Source organism: Paenibacillus taichungensis, assembly GCF_050994985.1.
GTDB lineage: Bacteria > Bacillota > Bacilli > Paenibacillales > Paenibacillaceae > Paenibacillus > Paenibacillus taichungensis.
Genome location: NZ_CP194720.1, coordinates 3,379,031 through 3,396,350, shown reverse-complemented (window position 1 = coordinate 3,396,350; position 17,320 = coordinate 3,379,031). Strand labels below are relative to the sequence as shown.

Annotated in this window: 16 protein-coding genes; 14 read left to right on the top strand and 2 right to left on the bottom strand. The window is 47.7% G+C overall.

Translation table 11 applies throughout. The features are described 5' to 3' along the window. Window positions 1-59: 59 nt before the first annotated feature. Complete coding sequence (locus ACR1R9_RS14920; protein ID WP_433923294.1) at window positions 60-2,054, bottom strand: beta-galactosidase; 1,995 nt, start codon at window positions 2,052-2,054, stop codon at window positions 60-62. Window positions 2,055-2,245: 191 nt separating this feature from the next. On the opposite strand from ACR1R9_RS14920, the gene ACR1R9_RS14915 reads away from it, so the two are divergent. From ACR1R9_RS14915 to ACR1R9_RS14890, 6 genes are all read left to right on the top strand, one after another. Continuing rightward, entirely contained in the window at window positions 2,246-3,085 is an 840-nt protein-coding gene (locus ACR1R9_RS14915; protein ID WP_433923295.1) for an AraC family transcriptional regulator, read from the top strand. Between the two features lie 110 nt (window positions 3,086-3,195). Beyond that, entirely contained in the window at window positions 3,196-3,873 is a 678-nt protein-coding gene (locus ACR1R9_RS14910) for an SOS response-associated peptidase (protein WP_063563320.1), read from the top strand. A gap of 251 nt (window positions 3,874-4,124) precedes the next feature. Further along, window positions 4,125-5,255 (top strand): NADH-dependent flavin oxidoreductase, encoded by a 1,131-nt coding sequence (locus ACR1R9_RS14905; protein ID WP_433923296.1) that lies wholly within the window; start codon window positions 4,125-4,127, stop codon window positions 5,253-5,255. Between the two features lie 150 nt (window positions 5,256-5,405). Further along, window positions 5,406-6,173 (top strand): DeoR/GlpR family DNA-binding transcription regulator, encoded by a 768-nt coding sequence (locus ACR1R9_RS14900; protein WP_076289669.1) that lies wholly within the window; start codon window positions 5,406-5,408, stop codon window positions 6,171-6,173. Between the two features lie 19 nt (window positions 6,174-6,192). Next, on the top strand, window positions 6,193-6,651 hold the full coding sequence (locus tag ACR1R9_RS14895; protein ID WP_076289670.1) for an OsmC family protein: 459 nt from the start codon (window positions 6,193-6,195) through the stop codon (window positions 6,649-6,651). 58 nt (window positions 6,652-6,709) lie between these two features. After that, entirely contained in the window at window positions 6,710-7,300 is a 591-nt protein-coding gene (locus ACR1R9_RS14890; protein ID WP_076289671.1) for a DUF2062 domain-containing protein, read from the top strand. Here the strand turns inward: ACR1R9_RS14890 and ACR1R9_RS14885 are convergent. Further along, on the bottom strand, window positions 7,278-8,207 hold the full coding sequence (locus ACR1R9_RS14885) for an AEC family transporter (RefSeq protein ID WP_076289672.1): 930 nt from the start codon (window positions 8,205-8,207) through the stop codon (window positions 7,278-7,280). The two genes, ACR1R9_RS14890 and ACR1R9_RS14885, sit on opposite strands and share 23 nt — an antisense overlap. A 215-nt stretch (window positions 8,208-8,422) precedes the next feature. Between ACR1R9_RS14885 and ACR1R9_RS14880 the strand changes: the two genes are divergently transcribed. From ACR1R9_RS14880 to ACR1R9_RS14845, 8 genes are all read left to right on the top strand, one after another. Next, window positions 8,423-9,505 carry a lactonase family protein gene (locus ACR1R9_RS14880; protein WP_175381259.1) on the top strand — a complete coding sequence of 361 codons (1,083 nt, stop codon included), beginning with the start codon at window positions 8,423-8,425 and terminating at the stop codon, window positions 9,503-9,505. Between the two features lie 405 nt (window positions 9,506-9,910). Continuing rightward, window positions 9,911-10,543 (top strand): 3-hexulose-6-phosphate synthase, encoded by a 633-nt coding sequence (gene hxlA, locus ACR1R9_RS14875; protein WP_090993813.1) that lies wholly within the window; start codon window positions 9,911-9,913, stop codon window positions 10,541-10,543. A 5-nt stretch (window positions 10,544-10,548) separates the two neighbouring features. Further along, complete coding sequence (hxlB, locus tag ACR1R9_RS14870) at window positions 10,549-11,112, top strand: 6-phospho-3-hexuloisomerase (protein WP_433923297.1); 564 nt, start codon at window positions 10,549-10,551, stop codon at window positions 11,110-11,112. Between the two features lie 512 nt (window positions 11,113-11,624). Beyond that, window positions 11,625-11,984 (top strand): winged helix-turn-helix transcriptional regulator, encoded by a 360-nt coding sequence (locus ACR1R9_RS14865; protein ID WP_076289676.1) that lies wholly within the window; start codon window positions 11,625-11,627, stop codon window positions 11,982-11,984. Window positions 11,985-12,388: 404 nt separating this feature from the next. Then, complete coding sequence (gene pepF, locus ACR1R9_RS14860) at window positions 12,389-14,191, top strand: oligoendopeptidase F (RefSeq protein WP_433923298.1); 1,803 nt, start codon at window positions 12,389-12,391, stop codon at window positions 14,189-14,191. Window positions 14,192-14,300: 109 nt separating this feature from the next. Further along, window positions 14,301-14,816 carry a DUF2500 domain-containing protein gene (locus ACR1R9_RS14855; RefSeq protein ID WP_246317977.1) on the top strand — a complete coding sequence of 172 codons (516 nt, stop codon included), beginning with the start codon at window positions 14,301-14,303 and terminating at the stop codon, window positions 14,814-14,816. A gap of 239 nt (window positions 14,817-15,055) precedes the next feature. Next, a complete protein-coding gene (locus tag ACR1R9_RS14850) occupies window positions 15,056-16,549 on the top strand; it encodes a rhamnulokinase (protein WP_433923299.1) in 1,494 nt (497 codons plus the stop codon). Window position 16,550: 1 nt separating this feature from the next. Further along, on the top strand, window positions 16,551-17,312 hold the full coding sequence (locus tag ACR1R9_RS14845) for a DeoR/GlpR family DNA-binding transcription regulator (protein WP_076289679.1): 762 nt from the start codon (window positions 16,551-16,553) through the stop codon (window positions 17,310-17,312). The last annotated feature ends 8 nt before the right edge of the window (window positions 17,313-17,320 follow it).

The window sequence follows — 17,320 nt, the reverse complement described above, 5'->3', positions numbered from 1 at the left end:
TGTGCATACCCGGGCCTTTTCGTGGTTCATTTTCTTTTAAACTGCAGAGAGGTTACATATTATTGAATCTCCAAGATTTCGATATCATACGGTCCCAGTTCCAATCGAGGTCCTTTCACAGTTCCATCCAATGCACTGGTGTATGATGCTTGCAACGGAATGGAGACAGTTTCAGGACTTAAATTCAGGATGAAACGAAACGTTCCATTCGGTCCTGAGCGGGTTGTCACCTGGACACCGTCTGGTAGGGATTGCATCTCGGACAGCCCACATTGTTCAGCGATGGTTCGCAGTAACTGGCTCAGATAAGCTTCATCCGGCTGGGTCGCTACATAATAGACCGCACCTTTACCCCAGTTGTTCTGGGTAACAGCTGCACTTTCGGCGTAAAATTGATCCACATAAACTGCAATCGCCTGTGCCGTGTCCAGTTCCAACACATCAGCCCATTGTGAGGCAGCATATGTATTGCCCTTCTCATCCCGAATCTGAATTTGGTCAGCACCGATGGGATCATATTCGGCAACCCGCACGCCCGAGCAAGCAGATAACATACCTGGAAGTGGCGCCATGATACAGACGTTGTTATCGTTTTTGACACCGGTGCGATGCGTTAAGACCAATATGCCACCATCCGCTGCAAAAGCTTGCAGACGCTCTGCGGTGTTCTCATCCAGCAGATACAAATGCGGTGCGATGATGATTTTGTAGCCATCCAGCGCTTCCGAGGAATGAATAACATCTGTACTGATTCCCCATTTGGTCAGGGCACGATGCCATACTTTTATATTTTCGTAGTACTCCAGTCCTTCAGCCTGTGGCTGAATTCGTAGAGCGTTTAACTGATCATGCGAATGCAGGATGGCGACTTCGTTCTGCAATGTAGAGCCTTGAAGGCGTTCACCCAGACTGTTCACTTCGGTACACAACTGCTGAAACTCCTTGAACCGTCGCCCTGGAACATTGCTGTGATCAATTAGTCCATGCCAGAACTGTTCTGCTCCTATAGTGGCACTGCGCCAGCGGAAATGCACGACCGTATCCGCTCCACGGGCAATAGTCTGCCATGAGTAAGCACGCAAGAAGCCGGGCTGGGGTGTGCGCCACATCGGAAACCAGCATCCTGGAGGTCCGCTAAGTTGCTCCATAATCCAGAAATTGCGGCGTTTGATGCCACGTGTCAGATCTAACGACAAAGCACCACTGTAAGGTGCGGTGTCCGTTTTGTTCGGTGAAGGGTTGGGATAGTAATCAAAAGAAGCGAAATCCAGATCCTGACCGATTTTATATTGATCTGCCTTTTGCGGATAGCTATGAAAATTATGAGTGACAAAATGATCGGGACAGTTATGCCGAATAATCTCGATTTGGATGCTTTGAAAAGCCACAATGGAATCCGACTGAAAACGGGAGTAGTCCAGCAGGAACGAAGGATTCTGAAACGGAGAGCCGCCATATGGTGGCGTCACCTGTTTCCAATCGCTGTATTCTCCACTCCAGACAACCGTACCCCAAGCCTGGTTGAGCTGTCCTAATGAAATGTAACGGGCACGAACCCACTCGCGAAAAGCCTCTGAACAAGCAGTACACTGACAATCCGTGAAACTGAACTCATTATCAGTCTGCCAGCCAATCACAGCCGGATGTCCTGCATATCGCTCGCTCAGTTTCTGGACAATTCGTGCACTGTACGTCCGCATGCTCGGACTGTTATAACAGCGGTGACCGCGGACTCCTTCGTGGTACAACTGTCCACTTGCTAAGACCGGCAGAATATCAGGACATTTTTCAGTGAGCCAGCGTGGTGGTGTCATCGTTGGTGTACCGATCACCACCTGGAGCCCATTGCGCTGAAGGGTATCGAGCGCCTGATCAAGCCATGTCCAATCGAATTGTCCATCGGCAGGCTCCATTCGACTCCAGGCAAATTCACCCACACGTACAATACGTACACCACTATCGGCCATTAATCGGGCATCCTGCTCCCACAGATTAGGGTCCCAATGTTCAGGATAATAATCAACACCCATTTGAATAGGTCGGTTTTGGTTCATGTATGTTACTCTCCTTTGATCTGGAACTTAATGATTTTCGTGCACGATCAAGGCCGTGCTTAATGACTCCACTATCATCATCTTGTGGAAGAGTGTCGAGTCTATTTCATTTTATAATGGATAATGAGAGGGGAATATAATAACATGTTGCGATAGGGTATCATGATCTTGCTATTTTTGGGGGAAGACATATGCGAAACCATTGGTTTATGCCGGAGCCTGGGCATGCAGGGTATGCATGTTATCCAGTAGCCTACGGAAGATATCTCGATCCAGAGCACAGGGAACATCGTCCGCACGGAATACGAGAGTATAATTTGCATCTGGTTTTCAACGGACAGGGTGAAGTGAGAACCGAGCAGGGCAGTGTTCGATTAACGGCTGGACAAGGTTTTCTATATGCGCCGGGACAGGCGCAACATTATAATGCCGATCCATCTGATCCCTGGGATATCAGATGGATTCATCTGCAAGCCCACGATCTGGAGCGGCTGCTAGGCTTGCGGAATTCGGATAAAGTGTGGCTCTTTTCATTCTCTGGAGAGGACCGTTTCGAGGAGCTGCATGAACAATTATGCCAGCTCGGTGAAGGTTATGAGAGTGTGCATGAACCGAAGTTGTCGGCGGTACTGTATGAGTTGCTAGTTGAATTGGCACGAAATTCGGAGTCCATCGAAGGGACGTCTTTACTGAACCATCAGGATACAATCCGCTCAACAGCCGATTATATTCGTCGTCACTGCACACAACCGCTAAGTCTTGCTGAAATGGCGGAAATAGCGGGATACAGCGTGTATTATTTTAATCGCATGTTCAAGAGTATCATGGGTGTCCCACCCGGCAGGTATCTGCTGGACTGCCGCATTCTGGCCGCGAAGAAAATGCTTGTAGACTCGGAACTATCCGTAAAACAAATTGCTTCTCAGTGTGGATTTACACACAGCAGTTATTTTATTCGTATGTTCCGGACGGATATCGGGATGACCCCGCAGCAGTTCAGGCTTCTCTATAGCTCAGGCAGTGGGAAATAGGAAGATTTCACACGATTACTAATGCTTTCTATACAAGCATGCATAATTTCCCTGCAATAACAAACAATACAATCAAATTCAATTCAAGCAGGGAAAGGAAGTGCCTGAGCATGTGTAACCGTTTTTCATTGGCAGCCGATTTGGATGAGGTCAGGGATCATTTTAAGATTCAACGGGTGATGTATTATTACAAAAACCGTTACAATATCAGCCCAACCCAGCATACACCGATTATTTTGCATCAGGATGGTGAGCGGGTATTGGACGAGTTTCGATGGGGATTCATTCCGTTCTGGGGACGCGATGCAGTCAACGCCAACCTTATGACGGTGCATGAGAATCCAGCCTATTACAAGCTGGTAGAGACGAAGCGTTGTGTTATCCCATGCAATGGTTTGTATTACTGGCGTCAGGAAGGTAAGAAAAGCTATGCGGTGCGTGTCGTTATGCCGGATCGCGGATTGTTTGGCATTGCGGGATTATACGAGGTATGGAAAGATACACGCAAACAGCCACTGCGCACCTGCACGATGCTGATGGCGGGGGCAAACATGGTTACACGGGAGTTTGGTAGCAAAATGCCGGCCATTCTGTCTGAAGAAGAGATCAATACCTGGCTGGATCCGGCGAACACACGTGTGACACAGCTGCTGCCGTTGTTGAAATCCTACAACAGTACAGAGATGAATCTGTATCCGGTTACTCCGATGGTAGCCAATGATGAGCATGACTGCTATGAATGTGTGGAAGAGATGGATCAGAAGCTGGCATACGTACGCAGTTTCTAAGCTGAGCAAGCAGTTTTATGAGGCGGAGAGTCGTAAGACACTCCGTCTTTTTGGGTTGAGAAAGAAGAAAAAAGTGTAATGGACAAAAGGCGGGAAGTGAATGGAGCAGCGAGCCTTTAAGCATGGAATGGATATGGGTGGAAAATGAAAAGTTGCAATGTGAGCGAAACGTAACTATAATCATTACAGTAAGCAAACGCATATATTCATATATCTATTAAAAGAGATATTTAATCAGGAGGGAACCACGAATGAATCCAAAGTATAGCCCATTGTTTGAACAAGTTTCACTGCCAAGCGGCATTACGCTGAAAAATCGGATCGTGCTCGCTCCCATGACTCATATGTCCTCGAATCCAGATGGTACTGTCTCAGACGCTGAACTTGCTTATTATGCACGTCGTACTGGCGGTGCGGGTATGTCTGTTACAGCGGTTACTCATGTAACTCCGAATGGAATTGGTTTTCCGGCTCAATTTGGTAGTTATGACGACAGCTTTATTCCCGGTCTGAAACGTCTGGCTGATACGATTAAGCAGCAAGGTTCCAAAGCCGTACTCCAAATCTTCCATGCAGGTCGTCTCACACCAGAACAAGCGGTGCCAGCAGGTCAAGTTGCTGCTCCAAGTGCTGTTGCTAGTGAGCGTCCGGGATCTCCTGTACCAAGAGAGTTGTCTGACGACGAAATTACGTCCATCATCAAGGACTTTGGGGAAGCAACCCGCCGCGCCATTGAAGCTGGTTTCGATGGTGTTGAGATTCATGGTGCGAACGGTTATTTGATCCAGCAGTTCTTCTCTCCGCATTCCAACCGACGTGAAGATCGTTGGGGTGGAGGCATCGAGAAACGTCTCACATTCCCGCTGGCTGTAGTGGATGAAGTCCAGAAGGCTGTAGCTACACATACGAAACTGCCGTTTATCGTTGGATACCGTTTCTCACCAGAAGAGCCGGAAACACCGGGATTGACCATGGAAGAGACGTATGCATTGGTGGATGCGCTGAAAGATAAAAATCTGGATTACCTGCATGTATCCGTCAACGAGTTCTGGTCCAAGCCAAGACGAGGAGAGGCAGATACTCGCTCCAGAATTGAATTTATCCTTGACCGTGTTGGTGGTAAAGTGCCTGTGATTGGCGTAGGAGCCATCCATACCGCAGATGAGGCAGCAGAAGCTCTTCAAAGTGGTGTGGCATTGCTTGCAATCGGTCGTGAGCTGATTATCGAACCTGACTGGGTTGAGAAAATCGAAAGCGGACGTGAGGAAGATATCGAGACGATTCTCACCAAATCGGATCAGGAACGTCTGGTTATCCCTGACGGTTTGTGGAATGCAATTATTCACACCCCGGGCTGGTTCCCTATGGCTGACGATAAATAAGACACAATTTCATTCGAAATAGAGGGAGCGTAAGCTCCCTCTTTTTTGCACCCTCTGCGCCCTTGATGAAATTCTCCTTCCGGGGTCACTGTGGTATGATGGGATGAACAGGATTCATCTTGGATAATCAACGGTTTGGAGTGAATGAAGATGCTCGTGGCTGAACGTTATGAGAAAATTGTGGAATGGGTAGATGCGCAGGGAAGCATGCGCGTAACCGAGCTTAGTGAGCGCTGCGGTGTGACGGAAGAGACGATCCGTCGTGATCTGGACAAGCTGGAGCAGGCAGGAAGGCTCAGACGTTCCCATGGCGGGGCTGTCAGCGTAAAATATAAAGAAGAGGGGCAGTCGGAAATCCCTTATCCGGAGCGGGCTGTAACTCATGCAGAAGAGAAACGCAGAATTGCGGACGAAGCGGTGAAAATGGTAGAGCCTGGTGACCGGATAGCACTGGATGCCAGTACAACGGCGTGGTATATGGCTGCTGGACTGCCAAACATCCCACTCACAGTGTTGACCAACTCCATTAAGGTCGCAGCGGAGCTGAGTAACAAGGAACAGATCCGTGTAATCGCGACAGGCGGGCAGCTTGCTTCGAAGTCCCTATCGTTTGTAGGGCCGCTAGCTGAACGGTCGCTTGATGCTTATCATGTGGATAAAGTTTTCTTATCCTGCAAAGGTGTACATCTGACCAAGGGCATCAGTGAGTCGAATGAATTGCAGGCGCTGGTGAAGCAGAAGATGATCAGCATAGCTGATGAAGTTATATTGCTGGCGGATTCGAGCAAGTTTGGCGTGCAGGCTTTTACAAGAGTGGCGGAACTCAGCAGTGTGGAAAAAGTAATAACTGATCTAGGCTTAGCTGAAGAACAGGTTAGTGCATTGAATGAACAATCCATAGCATGTGTCCGTGTCTAATTAGAAAGGAATGAATATAATGAAACATCCTTTTCATCTGAAAGCTACTTGGAATGGTGGACGTAACAGTGAAGGGCATATTGATGCAGGTGGGTTAAAAACAGTTATTTCGATTCCACAGGAGATGGGTGGCCCGGGCACCGGAACCAATCCAGATGAAATGCTGCTGGGTGCAGCGTCTACCTGTTATTTGATTACGCTGGCAGCAATGCTGGAGCGATCGGATATTACACCGAATGAGCTGACACTGGAGTCCGAAGCGACGGTGGATGTTACAAATAATATATTTACGTACGAACGGATCATACACAGACCTCGCATTGTGCTCAAAGCCGATGCATCTGATGCTGATGTGACGAAGGCAGAGCGCCTGGCACATAAAGCAGAAGAGTCCTGCATGATCTCCAGAGCGGTGGCAGGTAACGTTGCCATCCAGACACAGCCAGTGATAATAACAGCAGGCGTTAACGCGGTGTGATATACTGAAGAATAGGCGGCTTGAGCCGTCATTTGTGTAAGATAAGGGGAAGTTCGGTATGAACCTACAGAAAAGCAAAAACTCACGTTTTGCGCGTTTAACACGTGCTTTGAAGCTTAATTTTCTCAAATTGTTACGTGCTCCCGGCGGGGCACATAAAGTATCTACCGGATTTGCTTTGGGTTTTGGTTTGGAACTGATTGTTATTTCCACTGCATCACTGGTTTATCTCGTGTTCTATCCAATTGTACGTTTGTCCGGTGGCTCGCTGCCAGCGGCTATTGTCGGCAACGTGGTCGGCAAGCTAACATTCCTGCCCATCATATTGATGCCGCTTGCCAAGCAAATTGGTTCCTGGATATTGCCGGCGCACAGTATGGGGCAGGGGCTTGTTCATGAGAGTGCCTTTATGGAGCTGTTTCGCGGCAACTGGTCCGCATTAAGCGAACTATTGCTGGGTGGTTTGGATATTCTCGCAGGCATGTCCGTCTTTGGAGTCATCCTGGGTGTGATTTCTTATTTTGTCGTCAAATTCTTCTATGTCAGAGCACTCAACCGTCGCTTTGAACGCCGGTTGGAGAAACGCAAGCAGGCAGCGATGTCTCCAACTTCTGCTTCCGTGCTGATCAGGAAGACATCACAATCATAATCGGCAGAATGACCATGGAGGCAGCGGTTGTCCATAGAATACAGCGGGACACAAACTGCGGAGATGCATTGAATTGCTCGGCCAAAATGACTGCGTTCACTGCGGTTGGCATGGAAGCCAAGATCAGCAACACACTGAATAACGTTCCTTCTATCTGAAGTGCGGTTAGGATTAGATACGAAAGTACTGGTGCTGCGGCAAGCCTTACTACAAGTCCAGTCCAGAACGCTTTGCGAACATTAGGTTTCCAAGGTTCCACCGCACCACGTGGTCTGAGCATCTGTGCACCGAGAATGGCCAGTACGATAGGAGAGTAACCGGCTGCGAGCATGGAGACGCCTCCATCCAGTGCCATTGGTAAGCTCAGATTGGATGCACGCAGGATGATGGCTATCGCAGCAGCATAGATGGAAGGCATACGGAAGACGGACAGAATCGCATTTTTGACCGTGAATTCGGATCTGGCAGCAAAAAAGATACCTACCGTGTTTACAATGATCATCTGTCCGATGACATATACCGAAGCCTTATCCAATCCAAGCTGTCCAAAGGCAAGCAACACAAGCGGGAGCCCATAATTCACGCAGTTCGTAAACGTGGAGACAAGGGTGAGTCCCGCTTTTTCGCTTGCCCCAAGATGGAATACTCGGCTCAGCAGTTCAGCCAGTGCCCACAGGGCGATCAGATTGATGATGGAGAACCAGAATGTGCCGGTTACGTCTGTCCATGTAATATCAGCATGCAGCAGTGTATCAAAGATAAGCGCAGGGCTCAAAATATAGAGGGAAAAGGTCGACAGCGGCCGAGTATCCCAATTTTTGAAGCGTTTTAACAATATGCCTCCGATCACGGGAAGTGATATCGGCAGAAATACATGATATAACGTAAGCAGAAACGAATTAAACAACCGAATTCAGTCCTTTCTGGATGAAAAACCTATTTTATCATAGCAGAAGTTGACCTTTGTCGGAATGGATATTGGTGTTGGCTTATTTCATGAGCATATGTTTGAGGGCACTTGTTTGATGGCTGCACAGGGGCGGTGGATTGCTATTTTGATATGGCAGATTTATTATAGAAGAGGTGCAACCAGATTACATACACATAGAGGAGGAAACTGTAATGAGTGAATCAAAACGCTTGCTCGTATTGGTCGGCTCTTATGCCGAAGCGGAAAATGAGGGCATTTACGCATATGAATTGAATGAGGATACAGGTAACCTCTCCAAGCTTGATGGCATCTCCGGCGTGAAAAATCCAACGTTTGTAAACGTGGATGCTGAAGGTAACAAACTGTATGCGATCGGTGAGACGGTGTCTGCCGAAGGTAATAAAATGTCTGAAGCTGTAGCTCTGAGCATTGATCCTTCTACAGGAAAATTATCATTGCTGAATCGTCATGACTCCATTTCGGCTCCACCATGTCATATCCAACGTGATCCTTCCGGACGTTACTTGATCCTTTCCAGCTACCATGGTGGTCTGGTGGGTCTTCAAGCCTTGACGGATAACGGTGAAGTTGGAGCGCTTCTGGATGAGAAGAAACATGAAGGCAAAGGTGCGCATCCTGAGCGTCAGGACAAGCCTCACGTCCATTCTGCATTCTTCAGCCCGGATGGCAAATACATGATGGTACAGGATCTGGGTGCGGACAAAATCGCAATCTACTCCATTGATGCAGACAAGAATGAACTCGTACTGCACAGTGAAACCAAAACACATCCGGGTGCAGGACCTCGTCACTTGGCGTTCCATCCGAACGGTCAATTCGCCTATGTTATTAACGAGGTAGATTCTTCCATTACAACTTTCCGTTATGATGCAGCAGCAGGCACATTGACAGAGGTTTCTACCGTGTCCACATTGCCTGACGGCTATGACGGCAGTGAAAACACAACAGCTGAAATCGCCGTATCAAACGATGGTCGTTTCGTATACGGTTCAAACCGCGGGCATGACAGCATCGTGGTATTTGCAGTAGACGCTGAAACAGGACATTTGAAATTGGTTGAGCATGTATCTGCTGAGGGTGAACACCCACGTCACTTTGCATTGACTCCGAATGGCAAACTGCTGATTGCAGCTAACCGCGATACCAACAATCTCGTTTCCTTTACAGTAGATCAGGAGAGCGGGCGTCTGAAATACACAGGTCACAGCACAGGTGTATCCAAGCCGGTATGCGTGAAACCTGTTTATCTGTAAACCAAGGATTTGAATGATTAACCGAAAAGTTTAAATAAGTTTTCAGGATCAATATATGTGATCTTGTTGACCTGAAGCTTTGGAAAGACCCTGTCCTTGTGGCGGGGTCTTTTTTGATGAGAAGAGCACAGGAATTCGCGGGTGATCTCATATGTGGATTGTGGACGATAACTTATTTTCAAGATTTCGATTCATATAACAATGTAATTTAATCAATAGTATCGTGCAAGTAACTACCTGACTTCAAAGTGCGTACTTCCTGATCGGATAGTCAGGCTCTACAATGAATGAGTAGCCATGACAAACATTGCATGCATCTGAACTGGCTGTACGGTGCAGGCTAAATATTTTAACATCCTTTACAGGATATATACTCATACTCGAACAATAAAGGAGAAATGAATCGTGAAATTGCAATTGGCATTGGACTTGGTAAACATCCCTGAAGGTATTGCACTTGTTAAAGAAGTTGAACAATATATTGATATCGTTGAGATTGGTACGCCGATCGTTATTAATGAAGGTTTGCACGCGGTAAAAGCGATGAAAGAAGCATTCCCTAATCTGCAAGTTCTTGCAGACCTTAAAATTATGGACGCTGGTGGTTATGAAATCATGAAAGCAGCTGAAGCTGGTGCGGATCTGATCACTGTGCTTGGGGCAACGAATGATAGTACGATCAAAGGTGCAGTAGCAGAAGCGAAGAAACAAAACAAACAAGTTCTTGTGGACATGATCAACGTGCCTAACCTTGAACAGCGTGCTCGTGAAGTTGATTCGCTTGGCGTAGATTACATCTGTGTACACACAGGTTATGACCTGCAAGCTGAAGGACAAAGCCCGTTCGAAGATCTGCAAACGATCAAAGCTGCTGTGAAAAACGCTAAAACGGCTGTCGCTGGTGGCATCAAGCTGGAAACATTGCCTGAAGTGATCAAGGCACAACCGGATCTGGTGATTGTGGGTGGCGGCATTACGGGCCAAGCAGACAAAGCCAAAGTAGCAGCTGAGATGCAACGTCTGGTTCAACAAGGGTAAGACAGATGAGCACAGGGCAATACGCAGTGGACATCTTGAAGGAGCTGGAACGTACGCTAAGCCAGATCGACGACTCGGAGATGCAGGCCATGGCGGAACATATTCTGGCTGCCGAACAGGTTTTTGTCGCAGGCGCAGGCCGATCCGGTCTGATGGGAAAGGCTTTTGCCATGAGATTGATGCAGATGGGTCTTCGGGTATATGTAGTTGGGGAGACCGTTACACCAGGAATCTCTCCGAAAGACTTCCTCTTGTTATGCTCAGGCTCTGGGGAGACAGGCAGTCTGGCAGCAATGGCTCAGAAGGCCAATAAAGCAGGTGCTCCTGTGGGTCTGATCACCATTAAACTAGAGTCCACCATTGGACAGCTGTCAGATACCGTGGTTCGTCTTCCAGCTTCTGCCAAAGAGGATACAGCGAGCGCCGGAGCCGAAGTGACCATTCAGCCGATGGGCTCCCTGTTTGAACAGGGGCTGCTGCTGAGCCTGGATGCACTGGTGCTCACCATGATGGAAATGAAGAGTATGACTGGAGCAGACATGTTTGGGCGTCATGCGAACCTGGAATAGACCATATGCCATAGACTTCATGAATTAGAATCTATAAGTTGAACTAAACATCTACACAACAACGTAGAGGACAGAAATAAGCTGGAGAAGCGGAGCTAAAAGCTTTCTGAAAGAAAGCTACATCGGAAGCATACGCTTCGCCTTTATGACCAGATTTTCACTTTTGATAAAGAGGATGAAAAAATCTGGGCATAACAGCGATCGGAAGATTGTTCTGTCATCGGAGTGGTTAGTGTAAATATTCATTAGTTCAACTTATAGATCGAAGACCGGAATTCCCTTAAACAAGTGGGAGTTCCGGTCTTTTCTGCTATCGTTGTCTGTGGTCTGATTCGGGTCTGCTTAACATCAGGGTTGTACTGTAGTAGAATGTATACAAGCTGTATCGAACCAATGAACCCGTTATATGATACAAGAGAGCGGCAAGTTCTCCTATTGCGGATTGTTCTTGTGATATGCGAAATGCATTTTAGTGATAAAAGATTAAGTGGAAGAAAAGGGGGCTCGGAGCCATGGCAGCCGAAGTCAAGGAACGCATCAACTTGAAAGAGATCAACTGTGAGAAAGAATTGACCCTTGCTGTGATTGGCGGCAAATGGAAACTGATTATTTTATGGCATCTGGGTCTTGAAGGCACCAAACGTTTCAGTGAATTGAAGCGATTGATTCCTCATATTACCCAAAAGATGCTGACCAACCAGTTGCGTGAGCTGGAGGAAGACAAGCTAATTGAGCGCAAGGTGTATGCAGAAGTACCTCCTCGTGTGGAATATACGTTGACGGATCACGGACAGAGCCTGATGCCCGTGCTGCATGCGATGTATAACTGGGGTAAAAACTATGGTGAAAATGTAATTTGGAAATCAGAATAAGTTATAGTCAGAACGAACCGCCGGGTAAATGGATACTTCCATTACCCGGCGGTTTTTCTTTCCCCCTAATTCACTAACAGTTTAACAAAAGTTTTCTTGAAACGTAGAGGGCAGAAGTATCCTGAAGAAGCGAAGCGTTCGCCTAAAAGCTTTCTGAAAGAAAGCTACATCGGAAGCATATGCTTATCCCCGGATTTCCCCTTTAAAAAAGGGATCAAAAAATCTGGGGAAAACAGCAATCGGAAGGTTATTCTGCCGGCGGAGTGACGCGAGCAAACTAAATTTTCCAACATGGTTGTGAATCCCTTGTACCAAAAGGCTCATTTTAGGATATGTAAGGCATAAATGCTCCGAATATGATACGATGAGAGATATTGGAAATGCAAGGAGGAGGACATTTAACGATGGAAAAAATACGTACACGCGATGAAGTAAGCCAAGAGACTACCTGGGACTTGCGAGACTTGTTTGGGACTGACGAAGAGTGGGAGCAGGAGCTTAGATCATTGACTGAAGCTGCTGCTCATATCGAAACATTCAAAGGACATCTGGGCGAAGGCGCTGAGCAGCTGCTGGCCTGTCTGGATGCCCGTGAAGCACTTCATGAACGGATTGGAAAAACAGCTTCATATGCCCGACTTAAACAGTCGGAGGACAGTACCAATCCCGTGAATATTGAGAATTCAGCCAAGGCAGGAGATATTTTATCGAATTTGTCGTCGTCCTTGTCTTTTGTTAATTCCGAGATCGTGAATCTTCCCGATGGAACGATTAAACGTTATATTGAAGAACTTCCGGGTTTGCAGCCGTATGCTCGAAGTCTGGATCGTCTAATTCAGGAAAAAGCACATCGTCTCTCGCCCGAAACGGAGAAGGTACTCGCTTCCCTTGGGGAAGTGCTGGACTCACCATACCGGATCTATCTGCGCGGCAAACTGGCAGACATGACGTTTGACGATGCACTTGACAGTGATGACAATAATCGTCCGCTTTCCTGGTCATTTTATGAGAACAATTATGAAATGTCTTCGGATACGAAGCTGCGCCGCTCTGCGTATGCCGCGTTCAGCTCCAAACTGAGCGATTACAAAAATATGTTCGCTGAAGGTTACGCCACCGAAGTGAAGAAACAGGTCGTTATGTCCAGGCTGCGTGGATATGATGATGTTACGGATATGTTGCTCAGCCCGCAGCAGGTGAGCAAAGACATGTACAACAATGTACTGGATATCATCCAGAAGGAACTTGCACCTCATATGCGCAGACTGGCAGCTCTCAAGAAACGTGAGCTAGGCCTGGACAAGCTGATGTTCTGTGATCTGAAAGCACCACTGGACCCTGAATTCAGCCCTGCCATTACATATGAGGAAGCCTGCACACTCATTCGTGAAGCTCTTGCGGTGATGGGACCGGAATATGGCGACATTGTGGAACGTGCATTTAGTGAGCGGTGGGTAGATTACGCTGATAATGCGGGCAAATCGACAGGAGCTTTTTGTTCGTCTATATATGGTTCTCATTCCTATATCCTCATCTCATGGGCAAACAATATGCGCGGAGCGTTTACACTTGCCCATGAAGTTGGACATGCCGGACATTTCATGCTTGCCGGGCATTACCAACGTCTTACGAATACACGACCGTCTCTCTACTTCATAGAGGCGCCTTCAACGATGAATGAAATGCTGCTGGCAGATCATTTGTTGAAACGTTCTGATAATCCGAGAATGCGTCGTTGGGTCATTTTGCAATTGCTCAATACGTACTACCATAACTTTGTTACGCATCTGCTTGAGGGTGAATTGCAGCGTCAGGTGTACGCACTTGCAACCAAAGATGAACCTATTACTGCGAAGACGTTAAGTCAGTTGAAAGGCAATATCCTCTCCGAGTTCTGGGGGCCTGATCTAGTTATTGACGAAGGGGCGAAACTGACCTGGATGAGACAGCCTCATTATTATATGGGATTGTATCCATATACCTATGCAGCAGGTCTGACGGCATCTACCGCTGCTGCACAGCTGATTCGGGAAGAGGGACAGCCTGCCGTAGATCGCTGGCTTGATGCATTGAAAGCGGGAGGAGGCCTTGATCCGCAAGAGCTGATGAAGCTTGCGGGTGTAGACATGTCTGGACCTGAGCCGATTCGTGCTGCTGTTGCCTATGTTGGCAGTCTGGTCGATGAACTTGAACGTCTGTATTTGTAATCAGGTTCATATAGTATACGGACAAGGCTTGTAGGGTTGTCTACGTGCACCGTCTCCTTGGCAGGGGGGCGGTGCATCTTAATTTGCAGGGAGAAGGGAACGATGATGAATGACGTCATTGAGCATATCTTCATCACTGGGCTGGTTAAGCATGGATGGTTTCGGTATTTTTGATGACATGAATGATGTTCCGGGATTTGAGGGCAATCAGAGTGGTTTTTTTGCTGGATTCAATGAGATTGGTGCAATGAGTGCGTTTGGATCCATTTTTATCGGTGGCATTTTTCTCATCATTGCTGGTGTCATTGTTTATGCCATTATTTCAGGGGTACGCACATGGTCATCGAATAATGCTTCAGCGCTGTTAACCTTGCATTCAACGATTGTGGCAAAGCGAACGAGAGTTAGTGGAGGATCAGGGGACAGCAGTGCTTCAACTTACTATTACATTACATTTGAGCTGGACAACGGTGAACGGGTAGAACTGAACGTAGGTGGGAGTGACTACGGTATGCTTGTGGAACATGACCGAGGCATGCTGACATATCAGGGGACAAGGTTTAAGCATTTTGAAAGAGATGTTCAGCCTCAGTCCGGTGTTAACAAAAACAGCTTTTATACGTGAAATAACAGGAAGGCGGCTCCTCCCGAGTGGAGAGAGTCGTTTTTGGTATGAGTAAAAGAAACCAATCACAGGGTATTCAAACGCTTACATTGATGATATACTCGTAAAATAAAGCTAAACAGTATAAAACAAAAATAAACAAACAAAAAATAAAGAATAAAGTACAGAGCAGTCATCATTGAAATCAAGAAATGTTCAAGGGCGAAATATAGTATGGGATGAAGGGCTGGTGAAGAGCGGTGAGTGTGCTGGCGTATGATTTGGGTGCTGGAAGCGGGAGAGCACTGCTGGGTCATCTGAATGATCGGGGAATGGAAACGTTGGAGATCCATCGGTTCAAGAATGAGCCGGTAAAAGTGGGGGAGCGGCTGCACTGGGATATATTGAGGCTGCACCATGAATTGCTGGAAGGGCTGAACCTTGTTAAACAAAAGGGGGAGCAGCCTGAAAGTCTGGGGATTGATTCCTGGGCGGTTGATTTTGGACTGGTTGGAAGTCATGGTGAATTGTTGGGCAATCCATATCATTACCGTGATGCACAGTTTAACGGCATGATGGATCAGGTGCGTAAGGAATTGACCTCTCAGCGAATTTTCGAACGCACAGGCATCCAGTTTCTTAGCTTTAACACTCTGTATCAGTTGGCTATGCTTAAGCGAAGTGGCTCCCCACTGCTTAACGAAGCGGAGCGTTTCCTCATGATCCCTGATCTGCTTCGTTACTTTCTAACCGGTGAAGCGGTGAATGAGTTTACCAACGCCACCACAACACAGCTGTACAATCCAACCATAGGGCATTGGGACGGTGAACTGCTTGCACATATTGGTATTTCAGAGACGCTGTTCGGAGAAGCAGTCATGCCAGGCACTCGAGTGGGGCAGCTGCGCAGCAGCATTTGCAGTGATCTTGGCTTATCTGCCATTCCCGTTATTGCGGTTGCAGAGCATGACACAGGTTCGGCGGTTGTGGCTGTTCCGGCAACAGAGCGTTCATTTGCCTACCTAAGCTGCGGAACCTGGTCACTAATGGGCACGGAGATTGATCACCCCGCCATCAGTTCCGAGAGTTTGGCGCTCAATTTTACGAATGAGGGCGGGGCAGGAGGCACGTTCCGTTTGCTTAAGAACATCATGGGCCTGTGGATTTTGCAGGAATGCATGCGTGAATGGGAACGGAAGGGACAGGGAATCAGCTATGCGGAGTTACTAAGCAGGGCGGAACTTGCTTCTCCATTTGCGAGCCTGTTTGATCCCGATGATGATCGGTTTATGCCAGCAGGGGATATGACCTCTCGCATACAACAATATTGCCGTGATACATGGCAGGCTGAGCCGCAAGACCAGGGGGCCATTGCCCGTTCTATTTTGGAGAGCCTTGCATTAAAGTATCGGCGAGTGCTGGAATGGACAGAACAACTGTCCAGACAGTCTTTTAATGGATTGCATATGGTCGGTGGTGGCATTCAGAATCGACTGTTATGTCAGTGGACAGCCAATTCCATTGGCAAACCGGTATGGGCGGGGCCAGCAGAAGGTAGTGCGATCGGGAACATGGCTGTACAGTGGATGGCAAGCGGAGCCTTTAAGGATATATGGGAAGCCCGCAAGGTCATACGTGATTCATTCCCAGTTACCGATTATGAGCCAAAGGACAGACCAATCTGGGAAGAGGCCTACGGTAGATTCCTAAGGTTGACGGCTTCGCCCAAATCACAGGCTGGAAGCGAGGTGTAACATGCTGGCAGCAGAGCGCTATGACCGAATTGTGGAGATGGTTAATGTTAAGGGCAGTATGCGTGTATCCGAACTTAGTGAGCACTGCCGGGTAACAGAAGAGACCATTCGGCGTGATCTCGACCGGCTGGAGCAAGCAGGGCGACTGCGCCGTTCCCATGGTGGCGCTGTCAGCGTGAAGGAAGAGCAGCCGGAGATCCCTTACCGGGTAAGGGAGACAACACATGCTGAGGAAAAGAAAAGAATTGCCCTGTCTGCTCTATCCATGATTCGTCCGGGTGATCGAATTCTACTGGATGCCAGCACGACAGCAGGTTATATGGCGGCCAATATGCCAGATATGCCATTGACCGTATTGACCAACTCCATACAGGTAGCCACGGAACTTAGCAGCAGGGACAAGATTGAGGTCATCTCGACTGGTGGCCAGTTGGCCCAACGATCTCTGTCTTTTGTTGGACCGCTCGCCGAACGTTCTCTGGAGACATATCATGTCGATAAATTGTTCCTGTCTTGTAAAGGTGTGCATCTGGAAGGCGGCGGAATCAGTGAATCCAATGAGCTTCAGGCACGGTTGAAGCAGAAAATGGTCGGTATATCCGACCAGGTCATTTTGCTTGCAGATACGAGCAAGTTTGGGGTTCGTGCATTTGCCCGGGTAACCGGGTTAAATGCGGTTCATGCGGTGATCACGGATCAGTCACTTGGTGATGATTTGATAGAACGACTGAACAGCTATGATATCTCAATCACAAGGGTGTAAAACAATAC